Origin of the sequence: Corallococcus exercitus (assembly GCF_003611585.1) — a bacterium.
GTDB lineage: Bacteria > Myxococcota > Myxococcia > Myxococcales > Myxococcaceae > Corallococcus > Corallococcus exercitus.
Window position 1 is genome coordinate 1 of record NZ_RAVW01000017.1, and the last position, 25955, is coordinate 25955.

The following is a 25955-nucleotide window of genomic DNA, read 5'->3' on the forward strand; positions in this document are numbered from 1 at the left end:
GCACGGGGTGGCGCATCGCGGGGCTGGGGGTGCTCCAGCTCGCGGTGCCCTTCGGCATGCTCTTCGTGGCGCAGCAGTGGATTCCCTCCAGCTGGTCCGCGCTCCTCTTCTCCACCTTCCCCGTGTGGCTGCTGCTGGTGGGCCGCATCGTCTTTCCGGATCAGCACCTCACCGCGCGCAAGCTCTTCGCCGCCGCGCTGGGCCTGACGGGCGTGGTGGCGCTCCAGCACCAGGAGCTGGCGTCGCTCAGCTTCTCCGGGCAGGTGGTGCTGGGCTGCTTGATGACGCTGTTCGCGGCGTCGGTGGTGGCGGTGGCCAACGTGCTGTTGCGCCGTCACATGACACACGTGCCGCCGCACCTGCTCACGCTGGTGCAGACCTTGAGCAGTGCCGTCTTGCTGCTCTCCGCGTCCGCGCTGCTGGAGTGGAACCAGCCGGCGCACTGGACGCCCAGGGCGGTGGGCGCGCTGCTGTACCTGGCGCTGGGCGGGACGGTGCTCACCTACCAGTGCCTGTACTGGCTGCTGCCGCGCATCTCGCTGGCGGCGCTGGGCGCCATGGCGCTCCTGGACACGCTGGTGGCGGTGACGCTGGGCGTGGCGCTCCTGGGCGAGCCGCTCACGCCGTCACTGCTGGCGGGCGGCGCGCTCATCCTCACGGCGGCGGCGCTCGCCAACCGCGACGAGGCCCCGGAGGCGAAGGTGCCTCCGGAAGCCCCGCCCGCGGCGTGAGGCCGTGACTCAGAACGGCAGGGGCAGCGAGTACGCCGTGCCGTTCTGCGTGCCGGTGCGGTAGCTCCTCGGCGCGCCGATGACGGCCGTGGGCGGCGAGCCTCCGCTGCCGGGGACGACGGCGATGGACTGGCCGAGGAAGGAGCGCTCGGCGCCATCCCCCACCACCAGCAGGAAGGGCGACAGCGGGCCCGTGGACTTCGCACCGCCAGCGAAGAGGAACGCCGCGCCGTCGCCATCCGAAGCCACCGACGCGTTGGGCGCGCCCACCCACAGGTCCGGGATGCTGTCGCCGGTGAGGTCCCTGCCGCCCGACAGCGACGTGCCGAAGCTCACCGCGCGGGAGCGGTAGGTGAGGTTCAGCGGAGCCAGGTCGCCCACGTCCAGCAGCTTCTCACCGGAGGTGGGAGGGGTGAGCGCGGAGATCGGGATGAGCAGCACCGCCTGCTGGCTCACGCCGTCCACCAGGTAGTTGTTGGCGCTCACCGCGAGGAAGTCCCGCGCGTCCCCCAGGAACCTCCCCGCGCGCGCGGTGGCCACGCCCAGGTTCATCAGCGCGCGCGACACCTCCGCGTCACCCGCGATGCGCACGGTGGCCGCCGTCGTGCGCGCGCCGCACCGGGTGCCGCCCGCGTCGTAGCCGTAGGCAATCACGATGCCCGAGTGCGTGTTGTCCGAGTAGCGCCACGCCACCTCGTCGCAGCCATCCGCGTTGAGGTCGCCGACGGAGGCGATGGCGGAGGTCTGCGGCAGCGAGGTGGTGTTCCACTGCGTGGGCGGCCAGACGATGGGCGTGGACGGCCAGGAGTATGCGGGGTCGCACGCCAGCGTGAGCTTCGCGAGCGTCGCGTCCTCCGGCGCCCGGCCCAGGAACACGTCCATGCCGCGGTCGCGCAGCACGGCCATGTCCTCCTTGCCGTCGTTGTTGAAGTCGAAGCCGCCCACCACGCCCCGGCCAATGGTGGTGCGCTTGCACTTCGTGGCCGCCGCGTCGTCGCAGGTGGCGACCACGGACGGCGCGAACACGCGGTAAGCCGGCTTGAAGGTGCCGTCCGCCTGCCCCGCCGACACCAGCAGTCCGCCCAGCGACTGGGTCGCCGTCGTCATGCAGGCGTTCGCCACGTAGGGGTCGCGCTCCGTCGCGGCGGAGTTCGTCGCCGGGATGACGAGCCCCGTGGCGCTGGCCACCAGGTCCGGCCGGCCGTCGCCGTTGAAGTCCGTGAACGCCACGTCCACGCCCACGTTGCGGCCGCCGTACCACGGGGAGCTGGCGCCCTCTCCGGCCACGGTGGCCTTGCCGGGCTCCGCGGTGTCGAAGGTGTACGCGCGGCCCACGGTGAGGTCCGAGCCGTCGTTGTTGGGGCCCGGGCCGGAGAAGCCCTGCGCGCCCACCAGCGCCATCACGCGGCTGCCCAGCCGGGCCACCGCCACGGACTCACCGAAGCGCTCCACGCTGGCCTTCGCCGTCACGTCCAGGCCGCTGCGCGTCCAGTCCGCCACCGTCGCGCCGGCCTTCGTGAAGACGTCCACGCGGCCGGTGAAGGCGCCCGTGGCGGACGACGCGCGGCCGGAGAAGCCCGCCAGCACCGGGCCGGACGGCAGCGTCCACGCCGCCAGCCCCGCGCCCAGCACCTCCGACTTCGCCGCGCCGCCCAGGGCCGCCAGCGGCTTGTTCATCACCGTGTCCTTCGCCAGGCCGGTGAGCGGGTACACCAACACCTTGCCCGCGTTGCCCAGCGTCGTCGTGCCCACCGTCACGGACGCGTACGGCGCGCCCAGCAGCAGCTCCGGCCCCGCCGTGCCGTCCACGTCCATCACCGCCCAGCTGCGCGTCGCGGTGATGCCGCGCGCGTCGCCATAGAAGCGCGCGAACGCGTTTGAGAGCGCCACCGTCGGGGGGTTCACCGCCGCCGGGTCGTCCACCAGCTTCGCGCCCCGCAGGTCGAACAGGTACGCGCCGCCCGCGTCCTGCTGCGCCGCCACGCCGCCCGTCGTCCGCAGGTCCGGCGAGTCCGCCTTGTCCGCCATCACCACGAGGAACGGCGGCCGGCTGCCCTCGCCGGGGATGGTGCCCAGGCGCCAGGTGCCCTCGTTGTTCAGCGTCTCCACCGCGGTGTTGGACACCAGCACGTACAGGTCCGGTGCGGGGCGGTAGCGCGCTCCCGAGGCGCGCGCGAAGTACACCGCCACGGCCATCTGCTGGCCGTTGGTGCTGCCGTCCGCGTTGTAGCGGGTCAGCCGGTGCAGCGCCGCCAGGTCCGGGCGGCCGTCGTCGTTGAGGTCCGCCACCGCGAGGGCGCGGCCCAGCTCCGTGTTGCCGCGCAGCACGAACTTGCCGTCCTTCTCGAGGTCCTGGCCGCCCAGCCGCACCGTCGGCAGATCCGGGACGGGCTGTCCCTTGGTGAGCAGGAAGATGTCCACCACGCCGCGCCGGCTGATGTTGGGAAGGGTGGAGAGGTCGCCGCCGGGCGAGCCCACGAACAGGTCCACGTCCCCGTCGCCGTCCGCGTCCGCGATGGCCAGGCCCGTGCCGAACCCGCCGCGGCCCAGGCCGGTGAGCGCGGGCCTCAGCAGCGCGGGCGCCTGGCCCGCCTTGAACGTGTAGAGGTACACCGCGCCCGAGTCGCCGATGGTCACGTCCGCGCCCGGCGAGGACACCGCCAGGTCCGCGCGCCCGTCGCCGTCCAGGTCGCCTGCGGCCAGCATGTCGCCGAAGAGCGCGCCCTCCGTCTCACCCGTCAACACCCAGGTGGGCTTCGCGGGCAGGCCGGAGGCGCTGCCCTTGTAGACGAACACCGCGCCGCCCGTGGGGCGCGACAGCTCGCTCTCGCGCTGGCCCACCGCCAGGTCCTGGATGCCGTCACCGTCGAAGTCCGCGGTCACCAGCGTGGCCACGTCTGACAGCTTGCCGTGCGCCAGCAGGGGCCGCGTCAGCTCATCCAGCACGCGCACCGACACCGTGGCCACGTCGGGGGTGAAGGCGTCCTTCGCCTCCAGCACGATGGTGCCGGACGCGCCCGCCTCCACCACGATGCGGCCGTTCACCAGGGAGCCGGGGCCGGACTTCTTCGTCCACGTCACGGTGTCCGTGCCGCCCGCGGTGCCCAGCGGCGCGGAAGAGCCTGACGGCACGCCCAGGTACGGCGGGTCGGCCACCAGCTTCGCGGCCTTGCTCACGGTGTACTGGAGCACGGCGGTGTCGCCGGACTTCGTGTCGCGCACGGTGAGGACGTCCTGCGCCTCCACCTGCCCCGCGGTGTAGAAGCCCGCGTCGGTGAGCGTGGCGCCGGAGCCGTTGGTGGTGAGCGTGAAGGTCGCCGTGCCCACCAGCCCCGCGAGGGCAATCTGGAAGGACGTGCCCGGCCGCAGCATCGCGCGCGCGGGCGCGACGCCGAAGCCCGCGATGACCTTCACCCGCACGCTGGTGGAGCCGCCGCACTGGTCGTCCACGACCGTCAGCGTGTCCTCGCCGGGCGTGGCGCCCGCGACGAAGCGGTTGCCACGCACGTCGCCGGAGGAGCCGCCCGGCTCCGCGCGGAAGCTGTAGTGGCCGCTGCCGCCGCCCGCCGTCAGCGTGGCCACGCCCGCGGAGCGCACCGTCGTGGGCTCCGCCGACAGCGTCAGCGGGGCGAGGCCCTCGCACGGGCCCACGTAGGGAAGCTGCTCGGCGGGCTTGAGCTCACCGTCACAGCCCAGGGTCAGCAGCGCGGCGAGGGGGGCCACGCGGATGAAGCGTTTCATGGGGGTGCCTCGGAAGGGGGGCGCCCGTCCTCCCGGGGAGGAGGACGGGCGCATGCACTGAAGGGGAAGCCGTCGTGAAGCAGGGACTTCAGGGCTGCGCGCCGGACGACACCCAGCGCTGGATGAGGGCGATGCCCTGCGGATCCAACGGCCCGTCCGCGGGCATGCGCAGGTCGCGCACCGCCGCGTTGATGAGCGGGGCGTTGGACTTCCACAGCTCGTAGGTGTTCAGCGGCCGGCCGGGGCTGGTGGTGTGGCACTTGGCACAGCGCGCCTCGTGGATGGGCCGGATGTCGCGCGCGTAGCTGGGGGTGGTGGTGAGCGGCTGGTAGGTGAAGGGCAGCAGGCGCCGCGCCTCCGTGCCGTCCTCGAAGCGGGACACCACGCCCAGCGTGTGCCCGCCCGGCGCCAGGCGGGTGAAGGAGAACGCCTTGAGCGTCTCCCCGTCCGCCTCCAGGCCTCCGAAGCTGTACGCGGGCCCGGCGGCTTCGACCTCCTGGTCCTCCAGCTGGAAGTGGACGCTCTTGGGCGTGCGGCCCGGCGGCAGGTGGGCCTGGATGACCAGCCCCTCCTCCACCACCAGCATGCCCTGGTGCATCCCCGTCACGCGCGGCGCGGGCGTCTGGCTGATGGCCAGGGCCTGCTCGCCCACGCGCACCCACGCGCAGCCGCTCTCGTCCGAGGCCAGCAGCGTCACCGACCCGGAAGGCAGCCCCTCCGCGACGCCCCAGACCTTCGCGTCCGCGTCGTAGGTGTAGAGCCGGTCACCCGCGCGGGCCCAGAGGTAGCGCCCCGCGCCCAGGAGCTGCTCCGGCCGCGACGGCAGCGCCACCGTGCTCCAGCCCTCCGTGTTCCGGCGCAGCAGGCGGGTGCTGGTGAGCACCCAGACCTCGCCCGGCACGCCCGTGCCGGCGCTCAGCCCCGCCAACGCCTGCACCGTCTCACCACCGGCGAGCGGCGCGTCCGAGCCGCGCACCTGGTAGACGCCCGGCGCGGACGCCACCACCACGTTCAACTTGCCCTCGCGCGCGAACCACAGGCCGGGCAGGCCGTCCTCCGCGGGCGCGGCCGTCATGGTGGTGATGCCGGTGAGCGGCTGCCCGGACAGCTTCAGCGACGCGAGCACGCCGCCCTGGATCTGGAACAGGCCCGTGGGGTGGGCAATCCAGGCGGCGCCGTCCGCCGTCTGCGCGGTGGCGACGATGCCGGTGCCCAGCACCTCCTGCCACAGCGGTTCAATCAGCCAGCCCTGGTCCGCGAGGAACAGGCCGCTGTCCGTCTCCACCAGGGCGCTGTGCGGCCCCAGGCGGAAGGTGGCGCGCACGGCGCCCAGCGGCGCAGTGTTCCGCGGGTGGGGGGCGAGCGCGGCCTGGGAGCCGTCCAACCGCAAGCGCACGGCCGCGCCCTTCGCGGTGGCGAAGATGCCGCCGCCGGACTGGTCCGCGAAGCCGGGCATCGCGGCCAGGGACTGCGCCGTGGAGACCTGGGTGGCCGTGAATGCCGCGGGCTTCGCCGGGTCGCTGCCCGGCGGTGCGTCCTCGCCGCACGCGGAGAACAGCACCGCGGACAACAGCAGGAGCGAGGGGGAGAGGAAGCGCGCCACGGAGGGGGAACCGTGGCGCGGCCGGGGACACATGAGGGGAGTGCTCATCAAGGTTCAGGCAAGGATGAACCGCAGCGGGTCCACCCGCGTGATGCTGTAGTCCAGCTTCGCCGAGGCCAGCACCGTCGCGATGATGTGCTCGGGGAAGATGTTGGAGCCGTTCGGGTCGTTGGCGCCGGTGCGCAGGTCCACCAGGCCCGGCGACATGCCGATGTCACCGCTGCGGCCCACCACCCGGTTGTGCTTGATGCCCGCGCCCATCAGCAGGCAGCTGTTGGACAGGTGGTGGTCGCGCCCGCCGGTGGCGTTGATGGTGGGCGTGCGAGCGAACTCGCTGAACACCAGGATGGTGGTGTGGTCCATGAAGTTGCCGCCGCCGGGGTGCGCCGTCTGGCGGAGATCATTCACCAACAGGTTCAGCGCGTCGAATCCCGCCCGCTGGTTGCTTGCATGGGTGACTTGCGTGCCGAAGTGGGTGTCCAGGCCGCCGGCCAGGTTGATGGACACGCACTGGCTGATGCCCTTCTTCAGGGCGGTGGCCACCATGGCGGCGCGGCCCGCGGCGCTGTTGTACGGGTAGGACTGGTTGTTGAGCCCGTAGAAGTCGCGCACGGACTGGTTGGCCGCCAGCTGGAAGCGGAACGAGTCCGACAGCTTGTTCTCCATCACCGTCTGCATCTGGCCGCGGCTGCTCTCGTAGGCCGTGCCCACGCCCCGCGCGGTGAGCGCCTGCTCCTCGCAGGTGATGGGCTGGCCGTTGAGGTCGATGAGGCTCTTCTCGATTTCGCTGTCCAGCTGGCGCGCCGCGCTGGGCGGATCCAGCGTGAGCACCAGGTCCGCCAGGCCGCTGACGCGCAGCGCGTTGGCGTAGCCGCCGTAGCGGTCGTTGTAGGACTCCACGCCCTGGGCGATGGACGGGATGGGCACCGTGGGCTTCATCTGGCCCACGATCTCCGTCGCGGTGGAGGAGCCGCGCGCCGCGCTGCCAATGGGCATCTTCCCGGTGAGGAAGTAGCGGTAGCCCACCTCGTGGGTGAGCGTGCTCATGTTGATGCCGCGCACCACCGTCATCAGGTCGTAGTGGTCCGACAGCGCGCCCACCGCGGGCCCGAAGGTCATCGTCGGGGCGCCGGCGCCCGCGCGCTCCTTGGGGACGATGGGCACCTGCTGGAAGCGGCTGTCGGTGCTGAGCAGGTTGTAGCCCGGCATGATGCGCGTCTCCGCGACGCGGTCGGCGGTGAACACCGCCGGGTCACGCGGGTCGAACGCGAGCAACTGGTCCCAGCCGCCGCTGAAATACACGAACACGAAGCAGCGGTCGGGCGCGGCCAGGTTCGTCGCCTGGGCCACGGCCTTGAAGGGGATGCCTCCCAGCAGCAGGGAGCCCATGAAGCCGGCTCCGGCCTTGAGGAAGGTGCGGCGCTCGGGGCTGCTCAAGTCTTCTTGGGGCGTCTTCTTCATCGCAGGCACCGTCAAGGTCAGTAGGTGATGAAGCGCGAGTCCGTCAGCATGGCGATGCACACCACCGCCAGCGCCTGGTCGCGCTTCTTGAGGGTTTCGGCCCGGGCGGCGGCCTTGCGGAAGAACGTCGCGTAGCGCGTGAGCTCGTCACCGGCGAGGGGCGCGCCCCAGAACCGGGTGGAGAGGTACACGAGCGTCTCGTTCACCTGCGCGTCCGTGAGCTTGGTGAGGTCGCTCATGGGCGAGGGCAGCGTGCGCCCCAGGGTGCGCAGGGTGACGTCCGCCTGCGCGATGTCCTTCTGCGCCTGGGCGATGCAGACCTTGCGCGCGCCGTCGTCCAGGAAGCGGGCGAAGACGAGGTTGGGCTCCGTGTTCTCCGTGGTGATGAGCGCGTAGTCCGCGCGGCCCAACGACTGGGCGCGCGCCTCCAGCTCATCCCACTCCATGCCCACGGCGATGCGGATGGACTCCTTGAGCTGCGCGACGGTGAGCCGGCGGGGCGCGCGGCCCACGCTGCCGCCCTGGGCCTCCGGGTCCGGCAGCGGGTCGATGGAGTCCGTGTTCCCGTGCGGGTTGGGCACCGGGTCCAGCTGGGCGTCCAGCGGGACGGGCTTGGCGGGGACGTCCACGGAGCCCTGCGTGCAGCCCGTGGCGAGCGCGAGCAGCGCGGTCAACAGTAGGCGGCGCATCAGTCGATCCTCCGGTACGCGTCGGACATCACCACCTGCTCGATGAGGCCCTTGAGGCTGTGGTTGTTCTTGGCGAAGTCCTGCGACAGCGTCTGCAGGTACATCCGCTGCTCCTCGGCCGTCATGGCGCGGCCCAGGAACTCGTTCCAGATGCGCTTGACGGTGCAGCGCTCCAGGTCGCCCGTCTCCATCATGCGCTGCACCAGCGCCTGCGGGCCGCCCTCGATGTTCTTCTCCTCGTCCGCGGTGCGGTAGAGGTAGGTCTTCAGGAGGCCCAGCGAGTTGGCGCCGTCGCCGTCGAAGGCCTGCATCACGTACTGGCTGCACTCGCCGCCGCAGCCGGTGTCACCGTTGATGGCGCAGTCGCGGCACTTCACGTCCAGGCGGGGGAACTGGTCCGGGGACAGGAACAGCGCGGAGCGCTCCGCGTAGCGGCCCCAGTGCGCGCCCGTGGGCTCGATGGTGGCGTGGCAGTAGTTGCAGCCGCAGCGCTTGGCCAGGTTGTTCTCGCGGTTGCAGGCGTCGTCCGGGGGCGGCAGGGACGCGTCCGCGGCCGGGGCGAAGTGCTTGCAGAGGAACGCCTCGTAGAACTCGTTCACGCGGGCGCGCTGGGTGGGGAAGCGGTAGAGGAACGCGGGGGTGGTGAGCACGCCGGAGTGGGTGTTGTCGCGGACGTACTCGCTCCACTGGGTGGTGTCGGCGTACGTCACGGCGGGCAGCACCGCGTTGTCCGCGGGGGCCTTCACGCTGAAGACGCCCACGCCCTGGCGCTGCCGGTAGAACTCCGACAGCGGGCCGTTCACGAAGGAGCGGCGCGTGGTGAGGATGTTGAAGTAGGGCTCGTCGTTCCGCACCACGGAGTCCGTGATGTAGAGCGGCTCCTCGTTGAAGGAGGCGACGCGCGCGGTGTGCACGTCGCTGATTTCGCAGCGGCGCATCTTGTCGCCGCAGCCGCAGCTGCGGTCGCCGTTGAAGCGCCCCGTCTCACAGGACTCGCCCGTGTACGGGTTCGTCGGGCGGTTCTGCGCCTCGATGGCGCACACCTTCACGGGCTCCGTGGTGGTGGACCAGTACGGCTGCACCGTGGTGGTGACGTAGCCCTCGCGCTGCACGCACCCCCGCTTCGGGCTCCAGACGCCGGCCCGGTTCGTGGAGATGTCGAACCCGCAGCGCTCCAGCGTCAGGGTGCCGGTTCCACCGGCCGGCTGCACCCAGGCGGTGATGACGCCCGTGGCCGGCGACGGCACCAGCACGTTGGTGGTGTTCTTGTTCGGGTCCGGCAGGCAGAGGTAGCCCACGGACTTGCCCGCGGTGCTGTTGTAGCGGTTGTCGCAGAAGTTCACGTACTTGCCGTACGTGGCGTTGGCCTTCAGCGCGTTGCAGTCCGCGAACTTCAGCTCCGGCTCCGTGGCGTTCACGTCCAGCTGGCGGCACTGGTAGAAGTTCGTGTCGTAGTCGTAGCTGACCGGCAGCGGCACGCCCTGCGCGTCGCGGCAGGCGGGAGGCGTGGAGTTGTCCTGGTGCGGGTCCTGCGGGTTCGCCTTGCAGCTGTCCTGGGCAATCTCCCCGTCACAGCGCTGGCCCTGGCCGCCGCGCAGCGCGTTGGAGTTGTTGCTGGCGAAGCTCAGCGGCGTGCCGGACACGCGGTAGTCGCCGTTGCCCTGCACGCTGCCGTTGATGTTGGAGCGCAAGAGGGCGCGGTGGAACTCGCGCATCCGCGTGTAGAAGGACTCGTCCTTCATCATCTTGCGGACGTCATCCGCGGTGACGGAGCCCTTGGCCTGGAACGCCTTGTACTCCTCCATCGTCGGAGGACGTCCCAGCAAATCGAGAGAAAGCTGACGTAGGTGCCGCTCCAAGGGAACCTTCGCCACGGGCGCGCACACCGCTTCTTCAGCGGCTGCGGGCAGGGCGAGCAGGAGGGCGGCGCTCGCCAGGGGGGCAAGGCAACGCACGCTGAACACGGTGAACCTCCGAGAGGGGGGGTCGGGGGTGACGCAGTGTCTGAGAGTATGAGGGAAATTCCGGTTTGTAATCCAGCCGACCTAACCGATTCCATTCAACCGACATATCGGTGGCTGTAGGCCGCTACTCTGGGGCGCTGTTGCAAGCCGGGCCTGACGCGGGCCACAAGGGGGCATGTCCAACGCCGCCTCCGGGCTGTCCCCGTCGTCCTCGTCCACCCGCGACCGCTCCTTCTTCATCGCGATCGGCGTGGTGTCCGCCGGTGCGCTGGCGCTGCTGGCGTGGCTGCTGCTCATCCGGCGCGGAAGCGCGGAGATGGGCGTGGACCTGCGCTTCATGCCGGCGGTGAACGCGGGGCTCAACGCGACGGCGGCGGCGCTGCTCTTGGGCGGGTGGGTGGCCATCAAGCGCGGCGTGCGGCGGGTGCACCAGAACCTGATGGTGAGCGCGTTCATCGCGTCCGCGCTGTTCCTGGTGGGCTACCTCGCCTACCACTTCGTGCACGGGGACACGCGCTATGTGGGTGACTTCCGCGGGCTGTACCTGACGCTGCTGGCCAGCCACGTGCTCCTGTCCATGCCGGTGCTGCCGCTGGCGCTGGTGGCCTTCTACTTCTCCTGGCGGCAGCAGTTCGCCCGGCACCGCAAGGTGACGCGGTGGCTGGCGCCCATCTGGCTCTACGTGTCGGTGACGGGCGTGGTGGTGTTCTTCATGCTGCGCGGCGGCGTGCCCGCGGTGCCCTGAGGCGCCGCGCCATCCGGGCGCGTCACGACGCGGTGTACTCGGGGCCGCCGTTGATGGGGGCAGGCCCTGGCGAAGCCTGGCTGGGGCCCGCGGAGAGCGGGATGCCCCGGGGCAGGCGCACGGTGAAGGTGGAGCCCTGGCCCTCCACGCTGGCCACGGCGAGCGTGCCGCCGTGCAGCTCCACCATGCGGCGCGCGCTGGCCAGGCCCACGCCGCTGCCGGACACGTCCCGGGACACGTTGCGGCCGCGGTGGAAGCGCTCGAAGACGAAGGGCAGGTCCGCCGCCGGGATGCCGATGCCCTGGTCCGTCACGGCGAGCAGCACGAACTGCTGCGAGTCCGCCTCCTCCACGCCCAGGTGCACGGTGACGGTGGAGCCCGCGGCGCTGTACTTCACCGCGTTGCCCATCAGGTTCTCCAGCACGCGCTCCAGGGCGTGCGCGTCCCACTCGCCGGTGAAGTCGCGCCCGTCCGGCGCCTCCAGGACGAAGTGGTGGCGCGACGCGTTGGCCTCCAGCTCGCGCACCTTGCCGCGCACCAGGGCCAGCAGGTCCAGGGGCTCGCGCTGGAGCGGGCGCTCCTGGCCGCGCGTCACCTCCAGGAAGTGGTCGATGAGCTCGCCCATGCGGTGCGCCGCGCGCACGATGTGGCCCAGGCGCGTCTCCAGCGCGGGCGTCATCGAAGCGGCGGGAATCTGCCGGCGCAGCACCTGGGCGTTGAGCGTCATGATTTGAAGCGGGCCCTTGAGGTCGTGCGTCGCCAGCGAGAAGAGCTCGTCGCGCACGGCCAGGGCCTCGCGGGCGGCGGCCTCGGCGCGCTCGGCGCGCAGGCGGCGCTCCTCCAGCTCGCGCGTCATGCGCATCGTTTCCACCGCGGCGCGCAGGCTGCGGCGCAGGCGCTCCGGGCTGAAGGCCTCCTTCACCAGGTAGTCCTGGGCGCCGGCCTTCATGGCGTCCACCGCCACACGCTCGTTGCCGCTGCCGGTGAGCACCACCACGGCGGGCACCTGGGGCAGCCCCAGCGCCGTGAGCTTCTGGAGCAGGGAGACGCCGTTCATGCCGGGCAGGTGGTAGTCCAGCAGCATCGCGTCCACGTCGTTGGCGGCCAGGTACGCGAGCGCATCCTCCGCGGAGGACACCGGCACCACCTCCCACTTCATGTCCGGGTCACGCGCCAGCGCGCGGCTGACCGCGAGGCGATCCGCCATGCCGTCGTCGACCAGCAGCACGCGCAGGCTCATGCCTCCGGCTCCCGGGACGCGGGCAGGCGCGCGGCCTTGAACCAGAAGGCGTGGAGCGCTTCGGCGGTGGCCTGCAGCTGGGGGCCGACCTCTGGCTTGAAGAGGTAGCTGTTGGCGCCGTCCGCGTAGGCGCCGTCCACGTCGCCCGCCTCCAGGGAGGAGGAGAAGATGATGACGGGGATGGAGCGCAGCTCCGGGTCCGCCTTGAGCTGGGAGAGCACCTCGCGCCCGCTGATGCCCGGCATGTGCAGGTCCAGCAGGATGAGCACCGGGCGCTCCGCGTCCACGTGCTCGCCGCGCCGGTACAGGTAGTCCAGGGCGTTCTCGCCGTCGCGCACGCGCACCACCGGCACGGGCAGCGGCAGACGCTTCGCGATGCGCATCAGCGCCTCCGCGTCCGGATCACTGTCCTCCACCAGCAGCAGCGGCTTCATGAGCGCGGTCCCTCGCCCAGCGTGAAGTAGAACGTGGAGCCCCTGCCCGGCGCGGAGTCCACCCAGAGCGCGCCGCCGTGCAGCGACACCAGCCGGCGCGCGATGGCGAGCCCCGCCCCCGAGCCGCCGCCATAGGCCTGCGCGGGATGCAGGCGGCGGAACAGCTCGAAGATGGCCTCGTGGAATTGCGGTGCGATGCCGATGCCAGGGTCTCTCACGTAGAAAAGGTAGGGCGCGGTGACGTGACGCGCCGCCTCCGTCCGCGTTTCTCCCGGCCCCAGGAAGCCCACCTCCACCCAGCGCGGCTCGGCCGTCTGGTACTTGGCCGCGTTGCTGATGAGGTTGGCCCACACCTGGCGGATGCGGACGGCGTCACACGCCAGCGTGGGCAGGCGGCGGGGCAGGCGGACCTCCACCCTGCCCTCCTCCAGCCGCGCACCCAGCGTCGTCAGCACGTCCTCCACCAGGGCCTGTTGATCCGTCACCTCCCACGACAGCTCCAGCCGGCCCAGGCGGCTGTACTCGAAGAGGTCGTCGAGCAGGCCGTGCGTGCGCTTCGCCAGCCACGTCAGGGCCTCCAGCTGCGCGCGGCCGTCCGGGCCCAGCGCGGGACCGAAGTCCTCCTGGAGGAAGGAGCTGTACTGGAGGATGCCGCGCAGGGGCTCCTTGAGGTCGTGCGCCACGGTGCCGCCGAACGCGTCCAGCTCCGCGTTGGAGCGGGCCAGTTCCCGCGACAGCCGGGCCAGCTCCTCCGCGTGCCGCAGCACCACGCCCACCAGCGCGCCCTTGAGCGCGCGCGCCGCCTCCAGGTCCTGCGAGGACCAGGGCAGGGACGCGCCCCGCGTCTCCTCGCGCCACACGTCGAAGGACACGCGGGGGCGCAGCCGTTCATGGCCGGGCTCCGGGCGCACGGGCTTGTGCGGGTTGCCGGCCCACGACACGGTGCGCGCCACCTCCGGCCGGAACCACAGCGCGAAGTGCGGCACCGCCGGATCCAGGCGCACCGCCAGCAGGCCCGCGGCCACGTCCGCGCGCGAGGCCAGCGGCGGGTACACGTCCCCCAACCGGTCCACGTGGAGGGCGTCGTCCGGCAGCTCCCGCTCCGAAAGCCACGCCACCAGCGCGCGCACCTCCTCCGCCGACGGCGTGGTGCCGAGCAGCAGGGGCGACGCCTCCGGGCCCGCGCTCGCGCCCAGCACCAGCGCGACGCCATGGGCGTTCGTGAGTTCCATCAGCAGCGGCGCCTGGGCATCCAGCGCTCGCGCGGGGGTGCGCTCGCCCAGCTTCGGCATGACCAGCGCGTTGAGCAGCGACGCGCGGCGCGCCTGGGCGGCGGCCTCCAGGCCGCGCTCCTCCGCGGCCAGCTGGAGCGACAACAGCCGCGCCAGCACCTCGCACGCCTGGCGCCGCGCGGCGGACACCTTCCGGGGCGACAGGTGGTGGCAGGCCATGAGCCCCCAGAGCTGTCCGTCCTTCAGGAGCGACACGCTGAAGGACGCGCCCACGCCCATGTTGCGCAGGTACTCCAGGTGGACTGGCGACACGCTGCGAAGCGCGGCGCCGGACAGGTCCAGCGGGCGCTGGGTGCCGGGCAGCAGCGGTGGCACCAGCCCCACGACCTTCGCGTCCACGTCCGCGATGAGGCGCACGGGGTGGCGCGTGTAGAGGGCGCGCGCCTGCACGGGGATGTCGCTCGCGGGAAAGTGCAGGCCCATGAAGGAGTCCACGCCCTCGCGCACGCTCTCCGCCAGGACCTCGCCGTGGAAGTCCGCGTGGAAGCGGTAGACCATCACCCGGTCGTAGCCGATGACCTCGCGCACCGCGTCCGCGGCCTCCTGGAGCAGCGCGGCCGTCCCCTTCGCGCGCGCCAAGGGCGACACCAGTCGCTGCACCGCGGAGAGCGCGGTCTCCTCCGCGCCCGCGTCCTCGTCCGACAGCGGCTCCAGCTCCAGCACGCGCAGGCCGTCGCTGTCGTGCAGGAGCGCGGAGCAGCGCTGTCCCGACACCTCCACTGTGACGGGCCCCGGCCCCGCGCCCGCCTCCACGCGCGCGAGCAGCCCGTGCGGCAGCACGCGGGAGAGGGGCTGGCCCACGAGCGCGTCCGGCCCCGCGCCGAGCAGCGCGGCCGCGTTGGCGCTCACGACCGCGACGGCCTCCGTGTCCTTCCGGAACGCGACGAGCACGCCCCGGGGTTGGATGCCGCCCAGGAGGTGGATGGGCTCACGGTCACAGACGCTGAGGTCGGCATCAGAGACGGACGGGGACATCGTGCTCTCGCATCATCCAGGCGGCGAAGGTGTCGAAGGTGTCGCGAGCGCCCTGCACGACGGCCGCGTCGAAGGACTCGGAGGACGCCCGTTCGGACGCCTGGGTGACGGCGGCACCGAAGGCGCGCCACATGGGGCCCACCTGATCGCCATAGGCCCGGAAGAAGGCGAAGGTCCCCACGCGCGCGTCCGGACCGAAGTGGCGCGTCAGGTGGCGCAGGATGAGCTGGCCGCCCAGCGTGGAGCCCTCCAGCACGTACGCGCAGCCCAGCGCCTCCGCCAGCCCCGGCAGGGCCGGCAGTGGGGACGCGCGCGGCAGCCGCGCGAGCGAGGCCGTGTCGTGCCCCAGGGCGCGCAGGTCCGCTTCCAGCAGCGGCGTCTTCCAGCGCGCCTCCAGGTTCAGCGCGGGCTCCAGGGCCGACAGGGGCCCGGCGAGCAGCGCCTCCAGGGGCACGTAGAGGCCGTAGAAGTCCTCCAGGTGGCGCTGGTAGTCCGCGGGCGTCAGCTGCGCGTCCATGAGACGCACCACGCCCTCCGTGCGCTCGTGGTGCGGGCGCGTCTCCGTCTTCAACCGCTGCAGCAGTGCCAAGGTCCCCGGAGCATGGGAAGCGGCGCGGCACGTGGAAACAACCAACTGCGGCAAATGTTGGCCGTTCATCGCAGACGACTGTTGTCCTTCCATCGATACACGCGGCGAGGGGCGCACCGAGCGTGAGGTTTCACGCGGGGCCTGTTTCCCCGGCACCACTCCACGCGGTGACTCGACCCCACGCACCACCCTGTCTTTACGGGGCGCGACACACCGCGTTAGCCTGCATGCTCAACAGCTTGGCTTCCCGCGTCATGCGGGAAAGGGGTCCCGACGATGCCGTTCACCCTCCCTCCGCGCTACGGGCTGTACGAGCCGGAGACCGAGCACGACGCCTGCGGTGTGGGGTTCGTGGCCCACATCCGGGGGCAGCGTTCGCGGGGCATCGTGGAGGACGCGCTGGAGCTGCTCAACCGGCTGAGCCACCGCGCCGCCGCGGGACGCGACCCGGAGACGGGGGACGGCGCCGGCATCCTGGTCCAGTTGCCGCACCGCTTCTTCAACCATGAGGCGCCAAGGCTGGGTTTCGAGCTGCCGCCGCGCCGCCAGTACGGTGTCGCGCAGGTGTTCCTGCCGCCGGAGCCGGAGGCGCGCCGCGCGTGCGAGGCGCTGTTCGAGGACGTGGTGGAGGAGGAGGGGCAGCGGCTGCTCGGCTGGCGCGACGTGCCGGTGGCGCCGGAGGAACTGGGGCCGCTCGCACGCCAGGTGGCGCCGGTCATCCGGCAGCTCTTCATCGCGCGGCGTCGCGTGGTGCCCAGCGCCTTCGAGCGCAAGCTCTACCGCATCCGCAAGCTGGTGGAGAACCGCGTGCTGGCGCGCGGCGTCGACCCCCAGGGACGCTTCCACGTGGCCAGCTGTTCGTCGGAGACGCTCATCTACAAGGGGCTGCTCCTGCCCCGGCAGCTGCCGCGCTTCTACGCGGACCTGCGGCACCCGGAGTTCGTCAGCGCGCTGGCGCTGGTGCACTCGCGCTTCTCCACCAACACCTTCCCCACGTGGGAGCTGGCGCAGCCGTTCCGCTTCATCGCGCACAACGGTGAAATCAATACCCTGCGTGGCAACCGCAACTGGATGACGGCGCGGCGCGGGCTGCTCCAGACGGCGAAGCTGGGCGGCAGCCTGGAGCCGCTGTGGCCCATCATCGTCCCGGGCAAGAGCGACTCCGCGCAGTTCGACAACATGGTGGAGCTGCTCTACCTGGGCGGCCGCACCCTGCCCCACGCGATGATGATGATGATCCCGGAGGCGTGGGAGGGGAACAAGGAGATGGGCGACGAGCGCCGCGCCTTCTACGAGTACTCCGCGTCCCTGCTGGAGCCGTGGGACGGCCCCGCCGCCATCGCGTTCACGGACGGGCAGCTCATTGGCGCCACGCTGGACCGCAACGGCCTGCGCCCCGCGCGCTACCTGGTGACGGAGGACGACCGCATCATCCTGGCGTCGGAGACGGGCGTCATCGACGTGCCCCCGTCACAGGTGCGCCGCAAGGGCCGCCTGACGCCGGGCCGCATGCTGCTGGTGGACACGACGGAGGGGCGCATCCTGGAGGACGAGGAGGTGAAGCATGAAATCACCTCGCGCTGGCCCTACCGCCGCTGGCTCCAGCGCAACGTCTTCACCTTCGAGGACCTGCCCGCCGTCCCCGCCCCCGCGCGCGTGAAGGGCGAGGCGCTGTGGCGGCTGCAGCGCGCGTTCGGCTACACGGATGAAGACGTGCGCACCACGCTGGTCCCCATGGCGGAGACGGGCAAGGAGCCCACGGGCTCCATGGGCACGGACACGCCGCTCGCGGTGCTGAGCGACCAGGCCCCCACCCTCTTCAACTACTTCCACCAGCTCTTCGCGCAGGTCACGAACCCGCCCATCGACCCGCTGCGCGAGGCGCTGGTGATGACGCTGGCCACCGCGCTGGGCCCTGAGGGCAACACCTTCGAGGAGACGCCGGAGCAGTGCCACCGGCTGTCCCTGCCCGGCCCCATCCTCACCAACGGGCAATTGGCGCGGCTGGCGAACCTGCGCGGCGACACGGGCCTCTTCGAGCCGCGTCCCTTGAGCCTGCTGTACCCGCACGCGGGCGGCGCGGCCACGGCGCTGGAGGTCGCGGTGGAGCGGCTGTGCACGGCGGCGGTGGATGCCGTCGACGCGGGCGCGAGCATCCTCGTGTTGAGCGACCGGGGCGTGGACTCGGCGCACGCGGCCATCCCCGCGCTGCTGGCCGTGTCCGCGGTGCACCAGCGGCTGGTGCGCGACGGCACGCGCATGTACACGGGCATCGTCCTGGAGACGGCGGAGGCGCGCGAGGTGCACCACTTCGCGTGCCTGTTCGCCTACGGCGTGTCCGCGGTGAACCCGTACCTGGCGCTGGACACGCTGCGCGCGCTGGCGGACGCGGGCGAGCTGAAGGTGGACGCGGACAAGGCGCAGGCCCAGTACCTCCACGGCCTGGAGGAGGGCCTGCTCAAGGTGATGTCCAAGATGGGCATCTCCACGCTCCAGTCGTACCGGGGCTCGCAGCTCTTCGAGGCGGTGGGCCTGCAGCGAAGCCTCATCGAGAAGCACTTCACCGGCACGTCGTCGCGCGTGGAGGGCGTGGGCCTGCCGGAGCTGGGCCGCGAGGTGGCGGAGCGGCACGCGCGCGGCTTCGGTGCCTGCGCGGACGGCGAGGAGGAACTGCTGCCGGTGGGCGGGCAGTTCCGCTGGCGCCGGCAGGGCGAGCGGCACAAGTGGAACCCCGCCACCGTGGCGAAGCTCCAGGAGGCGGTGCGCGCGAACGACGCGGCCCGGTTCCAGGAGTATTCGAAGCTGGCGGACGACGAGACGCGCGAGCACAGCAACCTGCGCGGTCTGCTGGACGTGGTGACGGACGGCTGCACGCCGGTGCCGCTGGAGGAGGTGGAGCCCGCGCTGGAGCTGGCGCGGCGGTTCGTCACCGGCGCCATGTCCTTCGGGTCCATCAGCGCGGAGGCGCACGAGACGCTGGCCATCGCGATGAACCGGCTGGGCGGAAGGTCCAACAGCGGCGAGGGCGGCGAGGAGTCCCGCCGCTACGCGAAGGACGCCAACGGCGACTCGCGCCGCAGCGCCATCAAGCAGGTGGCCAGCGCGCGCTTCGGCGTCACCGCCGAGTACCTGGTCAACGCGGACGAGCTCCAGATCAAGATGGCCCAGGGCGCCAAGCCCGGCGAGGGCGGCCAGCTGCCGGGCCACAAGGTGGATGAGCGCATCGCCCGCGTGCGCTGGAGCACGCCGGGGGTGACGCTCATCTCCCCGCCGCCGCACCACGACATCTACTCCATCGAGGACCTGGCGCAGCTCATCTACGACCTCCAGTCCGTCAACGCGAAGGCGCGCGTGAGCGTGAAGCTGGTGAGCGAGGTGGGCGTGGGCACCATCGCGGCGGGCGTCGCGAAGGCGGGCGCGGGCTGCGTGGTGGTGGCGGGCTACGAGGGCGGCACGGGCGCCTCTCCCCTCTCCAGCCTCCAGCACGCGGGCCTGCCGTGGGAGCTGGGGCTGGCGGAGACGCAGCAGGTGCTGGTGCACAACGGCCTGCGCTCGCGCATCCGCGTGCAGGTGGACGGCGGCCTGCGCACCGCGCGCGACGTGCTGGTGGCGGCGCTGCTGGGCGCGGAGGAGTTCGGCCTGGCCACGGCGAGCCTCGTGTCCGTGGGCTGCATCATGCTGCGCAAGTGCCACCTCAACACCTGCTCGGCGGGCATCGCCACGCAGGACCCGGCGCTGCGCGAGCGCTACCAGGGCACGCCGGAGAACGTGGTGAGCTTCTTCCTGCTGCTGGCGGAGGACCTGCGCCGGCACATGGCGAAGCTGGGCGCGCGCAAGCTGGACGAACTGGTGGGCCGCGTGGACCTCCTGCGCCAGCGCGCGGCGGTGGACCACTGGAAGGCGCGCAAGGTGGACCTGTCCCCGCTGCTCGCCGCGCCGGCCGCGCCGGCCACCGAGCCGCGCCACTGCCAGACGCCGCACCGCAAGGACGTGTCGGACCACCTGGACCACGAGCTGCTGGCGAAGGCGCAGTCCGTCCTCGCGGGCGGGCCGCCTTTGATGCTGTCCTTGCCGGTGGCGAACACGCACCGCGCGGTGGGCGCGATGCTGTCCGGCGAGATTGCCCATCGCCACGGCGCGCAGGGGCTGCCGGACGGGAAGCTGCGGGTGAAGCTGAAGGGCTCCGCGGGCCAGAGCTTCGGCGCGTTCCTCGCGTCGGGCGTGACGCTGGAGCTGGAGGGCGACACCAACGACTACCTGGGCAAGGGGCTGTCCGGCGGACGCATCATCGTCTACCCGCCGGAGGGCAGCCGCTTCACGCCCGAGGAGAACGTGCTCGTGGGCAACACGGTGCTCTACGGCGCCACGGCCGGCGAGGTGTACCTGCGCGGCCTCGCCGGTGAGCGCTTCGCGGTGCGCAACAGCGGCGCGCAGGCGGTGGTGGAGGGCGTGGGCGACCACGGCTGCGAATACATGACGGGCGGCGTGGTGGTGGTGCTGGGCCAGACGGGCCGCAACTTCGCGGCCGGCATGAGCGGCGGCACCGCGTACGTGCTGGACCGCGAGCGCACCTTCCGCGAGCGCTGCAACCTGGAGATGGTGGAGCTGGAGTCGCTGGTGGACGAGTCCGAAATCTGGCTCGTGCACGGGATGATTGAACGCCACCTGCACCACACCGGCAGCGCGCTGGCGCGGCGGGTGCTCGACAACTGGGAGCTGATGGTGCCGCAGTTCATGAAGGTCATGCCCTCCGACTACAAGCGGGTGCTCCAGGCCCGGCGCGCGGCACGCAGGCCGCCACCGACCGCGAGCGTGCAGCAACTCCACGTCGTCGGCGGGGGGACCTGAGCCATGGGCAAGCCCACGGGTTTCATGGAGTGGCAGCGCATCCCCGCACCCAAGCGGGACAAGGCGGAGCGCCTGGAGGACTGGCGCGAGCTGCACCTGCCGCTGGCGCCGGACGAGGCGAAGCGGCAGGCGGGACGCTGCATGGACTGCGGCATCCCCTTCTGCCACCAGGGCTGTCCCCTGGGGAACCTCATCCCGGACTTCAACGACGCGGTGTACCGGGGCCAGTGGCGGGAGGCGTACCAGGTGCTCAGCCGCACCAACACCTTCCCGGAGTTCACCGGACGGCTGTGCCCCGCGCCGTGCGAGGCCGCGTGCGTGCTGGCCATCGACCGGGACGCCGTCACCATCGAGCAGTTGGAGAAGGAGATCTCCGAGCGCGCCTTCGCGGAGGGCTGGGTGAAGGCGAAGCCTCCGGCGCGGCGCACGGGCAAGCGCGTGGCCGTGGTGGGCTCCGGCCCCGCGGGGCTCGCGGCGGCGGCGCAGCTCAACTCGGCCGGGCACAGCGTGACGGTGTACGAGAAGGACGCTCGCGCCGGAGGCCTGCTGCGCTACGGCATCCCGGACTTCAAGCTGGAGAAGGCGGTGCTGGACCGCCGCATCGCGCTGATGGAGGCGGAGGGCATCGTCTTCCGCGTCGGCGAGGACGTGGCGGTGACGCCGGGCTGGCGCGCGCTGCGCGAGCAGTACGACGGCGTGGTGCTGGCCCTGGGCGCGCGCAAGGCCCGCGAGCTGGACGTGCCGGGCCGCGAGCTGTCCGGCGTGGTGCAGGCCATGGACTACCTGGAGCACCAGAACCAGGTGGTGACGGCCGGAGCGCAGCCGGACGCGCGCCTGGAGGCACAGGGCAAGCGCGTCATCATCCTGGGGGGCGGCGACACGGGCTCGGACTGCCTGGGCACGGCGCTGCGCCAGGGCGCGACGAACGTGATGCAGGTGGAGCTCTTCCCCGCGCCGCCGCCGGTGCGCGCGAAGGAGAACCCGTGGCCGCGCTGGCCGCTGGTGTTCCGCACGTCCTCCAGCCAGGAGGAGGGTGGCGAGCGCGCCTTCGCGATGATGACGAAGCGGCTGGAGGGCGAGAACGGCCAGCTCCAGCGGCTGCACGCGGTGCGCGTGGAGGTGCAGCGCGAGCCGGGCGGCGCGCCGAAGCTGGTGGAGGTGCCGGGCTCCGAGCAGGTGTTCGAGGTGGACCTGCTGGTGCTGGCCATGGGCTTCACCGGCCCCCGGACGGACCGGCTGGTGGAGGAGCTGGGCGTGACGCTCTCGCCGCGCGGCACGGTGCAGGTGGACGCGAAGTTCGCCACCTCCGCGCCGGGCGTGTACTGCGCGGGTGACGCGAGCCGGGGCGCGAGCCTCATCGTCTGGGCGCTCGCGGACGGCCGGGAGGCGGCGCGCGCGTTGGACTCCTGGCTGTCCGGCGCCGCCTCCGTGCTGCCCACGCGCGGCCAGGACTGCGCGTTCTAGGGGCCGCGTCCCGTCAGTGGACGCGGGCCGCGGGCGGCTGGAGGAAGTCGAGCGGCCGCTCCCGGAGCCGCGTCCTGAAGCCAGGGCGCATCTCCAGCAGCTGCTTCACCACCTCGACGTCGCGGATGGGGCCCACCGTGAGCGATGGGGCCGGTGAGCCGGGCGGCACGTCCAGGGGAACGCTCCCGGCGAGCGCTTCCATCCGGGACAGGTAGCCCGCGTCCAGGTCGATGAACCAGCCGCAGGAGGTGCAGTTGGCCAGCTCCTGGAGCCGCTGGTGCCGGCGCAGCAGGTCCGCGAACGGCCACGACGTCACCTGCGCCCCGAACTGGGCGTCCGGCACGACGAACATGAACCCGCTGCCCCCGCCCGTGAGGAACTTCGACAGCCGGGCCGGGATGCCCGACGTGGGACTGACGTGCGTGAAGGCCAGGTTGTCCACGCCCGAGAAGTCATTGGTCCCCGTGTCCTTGAAGTGACAGCCATTGCAGGTGTTGGCGGAGAACTCCTTCCGCGCACAGACCTCCGTGGCGTCGGTGGGAACCGCGTTGAGCGCTTCCCAGTGCGTGGGCGGAGCCACCTGCGAGTTGGCGCCCACGAAGGGCCTGCCATTGAGGGTGCGCGGCACGACGAAGTGCGCGAAGCACTGGGTGGGCACGGTCACCGGCTGCTCGACGCCGTTCTTCACATACGTGCGCACGAAGGAGTCCACGTCGGGGTCCGTCCGGAAGTCGTGGGTCGCGTCATCGGGAGTCAGCGCCATCGTGTGGACGCGCAGACACCCGTTGGAGGGCTTGTCCACGCCAGTGACGGGGTTCTGGTCCACGAGCCGGAACTCCCGCAGCTCCCAGGGCAACCCCAGGGTGACCTCGTTGGTGCGAAGCTGGTTCAGCGCGTTTCCGTTGCCCTTGCCCGGAGCGCGGCCTCGCTGGACGACGCTCTCCGTCATCAAGGCGAGCCGCGCACGGTAGGCCGCGTTGAAGGTGGCGTAGCTTCCCAGCCCGGCCCACTGCCGGGCCCACGCCATGACCGCCGGGCACCCCTCGCCCGGCACGCCGTACTCGAAGATGACGGTGAACGGCTTGAGGTTGCAGGTCGCCTCCGTTCCACCGGTTCCCCAGGGCGAGGGGCGCGTCAGCCCGAAGAGGAAGCGCAGCTCCCCCGGGTCTGACGGCCGGCCGGAGTCGTCCTCCGTGCCGGCCAGGTCGATGCGGTTGACGATGGACAGCAGCCGGAAGGGCGCGATGTCCAGGTCCAATGGCTTGCTGAGCACCACCTCCCAGCGGCCCGTGGAGGCGTTGAGCTGGAGGGACGACGACGCGCCGCTGGCGGCGGCCCAGGGGGCAATCACCTCGTCATACATCTTGCGGCGCGCGGGCACGGTGTCGCCGTTGGACTGGAAGTCATTGAGCCAGAGTGACAGCCAGCTCAGCACGAAGGCCTCCGGGCGCGAGCCGGACCCCTGGGCCATCTCCCGCATGAGGTGCGCGAAGGTCCACACCCCGCCCTTCGTTCCCGCGCCGGTGCACGGGTCCCACGTGCGCGCCGGGTCGAGCACCACGGCCGGGTCGCGGATCATCAGCGTCCGCTCCCACCAGGCCTGCGTGGAGGCCGGTATCTGGGGGCAGCTCGTGAACGGCACCAGCGCGCCCTGCCCGAAGGCGTCGGCGTCGACGGGGAGCCCCTCGTAACGGGCAGCCGGGTGGCGTCCGTTGAACAGGACGGTCTCCCGGGTGGGCGTCCCGAACTCGCCGGAGGCCAGCCGGCGCTCGTTCTCCTTGCGGCGCTGCAGCTCCGAGTCCGGCAGCTGCGAGAAGAGGGTGAAGAACTCCGGGCCAGGGCTCGCGGGAATGGTGCCCAGCCGGGCCAGCGTGTCGGACCGGAACAGGACCGTGGGACGGTCCGGGTCCCCCACCACGCGCACCAGGCTGTCCGCGAGCATCCGGTTGGCCGGGGGCGGCAGCTTCACGTGCACGGCCGTCGTCTCCCCCAGCGGCGTGGGCTTCTCCAGCTTCTGGGCGAAGATTTCGGCGACGGACAGGCCTGACACGACGGGCAGTTCGCCGATGCTGGAGACGGTGCCCCCCGAGCCGACTTGCGCATCATCCTGGGTGTCCTGCACCGGCGGCGCCTGCGCGGGCGCCGGCTCCTTCGCGCATCCGCTGACCGCCAGCACGGCTCCCAATAAAATGATTCTCAATTCCTTGCACTTCCGCGACATGCATCCCCCCGGCGAAGCCAGCCTCTTCCATCCATGGCAGGCATTGCCTCAACGCCGCGGGCGCTCGTGCATGTCCAAGCGTCCGATACAGGGCCGGGCGAAGTCACACCCCGGACAGGGAGCTGCCCGCGCGAATGATCAGCGAGGGCCGCGCCCATCCCCTTCCCGACAGGTTCCCGGCCTCGCGGGGTCCACACGCTTGGAGCCCCAACGCGCCACGGGGCCCACCCGCGTGAAGCGAGGGGCCCCGTGACGACGGAAACACCGGAGGAAGGACGCTACGCGGGCACGGGCTGCGACGGGGCGCCGTGCTCCGGGGCGCTGGCCGTCGCGGTGGACGTGCTCGCGGCGGGCGCGGGCGGCGTGGGCACGGCGAGCGCCACGGTGGGGACCTCGCCCACGGTCTCTCCGTGCTGGCTCAGGTCCAGGCCCGCTTCCTCCTGCTCCGGGGTGACGCGCAGCGGGACGATGCGGTCGACAATCTTGTAGAGGAGGTACGAGCCCACGAAGGAGAAGACGGACACGACGACCAGCGCCAGCAGGTGCATGAGGAAGGTGCGCGTGGTGCCGTAGAGCAGGCCCACGTCCTTGGCGAGCACGCCGGTGAGGATCATCCCAACGATGCCGCCCAGGCCGTGGCAGGGGAACACGTCGAGCGTGTCATCCAGCGCGGTGCGGCTCTTGAAGTGCACGGCGGCGTTACTGACGAAGCTGGCGACGAGGCCCACCAGGATGCTCTGCCCCACGGTGATGAAGCCCGCGGCGGGCGTGACGGCGACCAGGCCCACCACCGCGCCCACGCAGGCGCCCATGGCGCTGGGCTTGCGGCCGCGCAGCCAGTCAAAGGCGATCCACCCGAGCATCGCGGAGGCGGAGGCCGTGTTGGTGGTGGCGAAGGCCAGCGTGGCCAGCGACGAAGCGGACAGCGCGGAGCCCGCGTTGAAGCCGAACCAGCCGAACCACAGCATGCCCGTGCCCAGCATCACGAAGGGCACGTTGGCGGGAGCGTGCGTGGCGTGCGTCAGGTGCACCTGTCGGCGGCCCAGCACGATGGCGCCCGCGAGCGCGGCGAGCCCCGCGGACATGTGCACCACGGTGCCGCCCGCGAAGTCGAGCACGCCCCACTGGCGCAGGAAGCCCTCCGGGTGCCACGTCCAGTGGGCGAGCGGCGCGTAGATGAAGAGGCTGAAGAGCACCATGAAGAGCAGGTACGCCTTGAAGCGCACGCGCTCCGCGAACGCGCCGGTGATGAGCGCCGGGGTGATGATGGCGAACTTGAGCTGGAAGAGCGCGAAGAGCAGCAGCGGCACGGTGGGCGCCAGGTCCGGGTGCGTCTCACCACCCACGCCGCTGAACATGAAGAAGGTGCGCGGGTCGCCGATAAGGCCGTGGAAGCTGTCGCCGAAGCACAGGCTGAAGCCCACCACGACCCACAGCACGCTGATGACCGCCATGGCGATGAAGCTCTGCATCAGCGTGGAGACCACGTTCTTCAGCCGCACCATGCCGCCGTAGAAGAACGACAGGCCGGGCGTCATCAGCAGCACCAGCGCCGTGGCGGTGAGCAGCCACGCGGTGTCCGCCGCGTTGATGGGGCCGCCCTGCTTCACCTGAGCCGTCGGGACCACCAGGAGTCCCGCCACCGCCACCGCCACCAGCAGGACCATCGCCATCCACTTCTGCATCGCCGCACCTCTCCAGAGAGCTGACGCGATGCAGTGTAGACACAAGATGGGTTAATTTCAATCCGATGGAGGCTAAATAACGTGCATTTAATCCTAAAGTTCAAACTCTAAAACCCAGTGAACCTGAAACCAATGGGTCTTGAAGCCCTCCTCGGAACGAGGGCCCGGCAGGCTCCCCGCCATGACGCGCAACGTCATGCGGGTTCATGGCGCCGGGCTGGCCGCCTTCCGCCGGGCCCGGTCCCAACCTGTCCGACTGTCGGACAGGTTCGG

Annotated in this window: 15 protein-coding genes; 4 read left to right on the forward strand and 11 right to left on the reverse strand. The window is 71.7% G+C overall.

Annotated features, from left to right (window positions below; genetic code table 11):
• On the forward strand, positions 1-731 hold a 731-nt coding region (locus D7W79_RS03750; RefSeq protein ID WP_147441789.1), incomplete at its 5' end, for a DMT family transporter.
• 9 nt (positions 732-740) lie between these two features.
• On the opposite strand, the gene D7W79_RS03755 is transcribed toward D7W79_RS03750, so the two are convergent.
• From D7W79_RS03755 to D7W79_RS03775, 5 genes are all read right to left on the reverse strand, one after another.
• The gene (locus D7W79_RS03755) at positions 741-4472 is read right to left on the reverse strand and encodes a VCBS repeat-containing protein (RefSeq protein WP_120523949.1); all 3732 of its coding nucleotides are present in this window, start codon (positions 4470-4472) and stop codon (positions 741-743) included.
• 88 nt (positions 4473-4560) lie between these two features.
• Positions 4561-6123, reverse strand: coding sequence for a hypothetical protein (locus tag D7W79_RS03760; RefSeq protein WP_244221575.1), 1563 nt, complete (start codon positions 6121-6123; stop codon positions 4561-4563).
• A gap of 6 nt (positions 6124-6129) precedes the next feature.
• Positions 6130-7536, reverse strand: coding sequence for a DUF1501 domain-containing protein (locus D7W79_RS03765; RefSeq protein ID WP_120523951.1), 1407 nt, complete (start codon positions 7534-7536; stop codon positions 6130-6132).
• A 17-nt stretch (positions 7537-7553) separates the two neighbouring features.
• Entirely contained in the window at positions 7554-8225 is a 672-nt protein-coding gene (locus D7W79_RS03770) for a hypothetical protein (RefSeq protein ID WP_120523952.1), read from the reverse strand.
• Positions 8225-10030 (reverse strand): DUF1585 domain-containing protein, encoded by a 1806-nt coding sequence (locus D7W79_RS03775; RefSeq protein WP_244221578.1) that lies wholly within the window; start codon positions 10028-10030, stop codon positions 8225-8227. Before D7W79_RS03775 ends, D7W79_RS03770 begins: the two co-directional genes overlap by 1 nt.
• Before the next feature lie 334 nt (positions 10031-10364).
• On the opposite strand from D7W79_RS03775, the gene D7W79_RS03780 reads away from it, so the two are divergent.
• Positions 10365-10934, forward strand: coding sequence for a DUF420 domain-containing protein (locus D7W79_RS03780; protein ID WP_120523954.1), 570 nt, complete (start codon positions 10365-10367; stop codon positions 10932-10934).
• A 22-nt stretch (positions 10935-10956) separates the two neighbouring features.
• Here D7W79_RS03780 and D7W79_RS03785 read toward each other — a convergent pair whose 3' ends face one another.
• From D7W79_RS03785 to D7W79_RS03800, 4 genes are read right to left on the reverse strand one after another with little or no spacing between them, the layout of a single operon-like run.
• Complete coding sequence (locus D7W79_RS03785) at positions 10957-12174, reverse strand: hybrid sensor histidine kinase/response regulator (RefSeq protein WP_120523955.1); 1218 nt, start codon at positions 12172-12174, stop codon at positions 10957-10959.
• A complete protein-coding gene (locus D7W79_RS03790; RefSeq protein ID WP_120523956.1) occupies positions 12171-12608 on the reverse strand; it encodes a response regulator in 438 nt (145 codons plus the stop codon). Before D7W79_RS03790 ends, D7W79_RS03785 begins: the two co-directional genes overlap by 4 nt.
• Positions 12605-14875: an ATP-binding protein gene (locus D7W79_RS03795; protein ID WP_120523957.1), complete on the reverse strand. Its 2271-nt coding sequence runs from the start codon at positions 14873-14875 to the stop codon at positions 12605-12607. Before D7W79_RS03795 ends, D7W79_RS03790 begins: the two co-directional genes overlap by 4 nt.
• Positions 14856-15464 carry a biliverdin-producing heme oxygenase gene (locus D7W79_RS03800; RefSeq protein WP_244221576.1) on the reverse strand — a complete coding sequence of 203 codons (609 nt, stop codon included), beginning with the start codon at positions 15462-15464 and terminating at the stop codon, positions 14856-14858. The genes D7W79_RS03795 and D7W79_RS03800 overlap by 20 nt, the downstream gene beginning before the upstream one ends.
• A 276-nt stretch (positions 15465-15740) precedes the next feature.
• On the opposite strand from D7W79_RS03800, the gene gltB reads away from it, so the two are divergent.
• Both gltB and D7W79_RS03810 read left to right on the forward strand, forming a co-directional pair.
• Positions 15741-20312: a glutamate synthase large subunit gene (gene gltB / locus D7W79_RS03805; RefSeq protein WP_120523958.1), complete on the forward strand. Its 4572-nt coding sequence runs from the start codon at positions 15741-15743 to the stop codon at positions 20310-20312.
• Between the two features lie 3 nt (positions 20313-20315).
• Complete coding sequence (locus D7W79_RS03810) at positions 20316-21776, forward strand: glutamate synthase subunit beta (RefSeq protein WP_120523959.1); 1461 nt, start codon at positions 20316-20318, stop codon at positions 21774-21776.
• A gap of 13 nt (positions 21777-21789) precedes the next feature.
• Here D7W79_RS03810 and D7W79_RS03815 read toward each other — a convergent pair whose 3' ends face one another.
• Entirely contained in the window at positions 21790-23997 is a 2208-nt protein-coding gene (locus D7W79_RS03815; RefSeq protein ID WP_120523960.1) for a hypothetical protein, read from the reverse strand.
• 278 nt (positions 23998-24275) lie between these two features.
• Positions 24276-25682 (reverse strand): ammonium transporter, encoded by a 1407-nt coding sequence (locus D7W79_RS03820; RefSeq protein ID WP_120523961.1) that lies wholly within the window; start codon positions 25680-25682, stop codon positions 24276-24278.
• Between the last annotated feature and the right edge of the window lie 273 nt (positions 25683-25955).

Bases quoted from the DNA above. Each gene is read 5' to 3' on its own strand.
- D7W79_RS03755 (WP_120523949.1), bottom strand. From the start codon at position 4,472: ATGAAACGCTTCATCCGCGTGGCCCCCCTCGCCGCGCTGCTGACCCTG.
- D7W79_RS03760 (WP_244221575.1), bottom strand. From the start codon at position 6,123: ATGAGCACTCCCCTCATGTGTCCCCGGCCGCGCCACGGTTCCCCCTCC.
- D7W79_RS03765 (WP_120523951.1), bottom strand. From the start codon at position 7,536: ATGAAGAAGACGCCCCAAGAAGACTTGAGCAGCCCCGAGCGCCGCACC.
- D7W79_RS03770 (WP_120523952.1), bottom strand. From the start codon at position 8,225: ATGCGCCGCCTACTGTTGACCGCGCTGCTCGCGCTCGCCACGGGCTGC.
- D7W79_RS03775 (WP_244221578.1), bottom strand. From the start codon at position 10,030: ATGGAGGAGTACAAGGCGTTCCAGGCCAAGGGCTCCGTCACCGCGGAT.
- D7W79_RS03780 (WP_120523954.1), top strand. From the start codon at position 10,365: ATGTCCAACGCCGCCTCCGGGCTGTCCCCGTCGTCCTCGTCCACCCGC.
- D7W79_RS03785 (WP_120523955.1), bottom strand. From the start codon at position 12,174: ATGAGCCTGCGCGTGCTGCTGGTCGACGACGGCATGGCGGATCGCCTC.
- D7W79_RS03790 (WP_120523956.1), bottom strand. From the start codon at position 12,608: ATGAAGCCGCTGCTGCTGGTGGAGGACAGTGATCCGGACGCGGAGGCG.
- D7W79_RS03795 (WP_120523957.1), bottom strand. From the start codon at position 14,875: ATGTCCCCGTCCGTCTCTGATGCCGACCTCAGCGTCTGTGACCGTGAG.
- gltB (WP_120523958.1), top strand. From the start codon at position 15,741: ATGCCGTTCACCCTCCCTCCGCGCTACGGGCTGTACGAGCCGGAGACC.
- D7W79_RS03810 (WP_120523959.1), top strand. From the start codon at position 20,316: ATGGGCAAGCCCACGGGTTTCATGGAGTGGCAGCGCATCCCCGCACCC.
- D7W79_RS03815 (WP_120523960.1), bottom strand. From the start codon at position 23,997: ATGTCGCGGAAGTGCAAGGAATTGAGAATCATTTTATTGGGAGCCGTG.
- D7W79_RS03820 (WP_120523961.1), bottom strand. From the start codon at position 25,682: ATGCAGAAGTGGATGGCGATGGTCCTGCTGGTGGCGGTGGCGGTGGCG.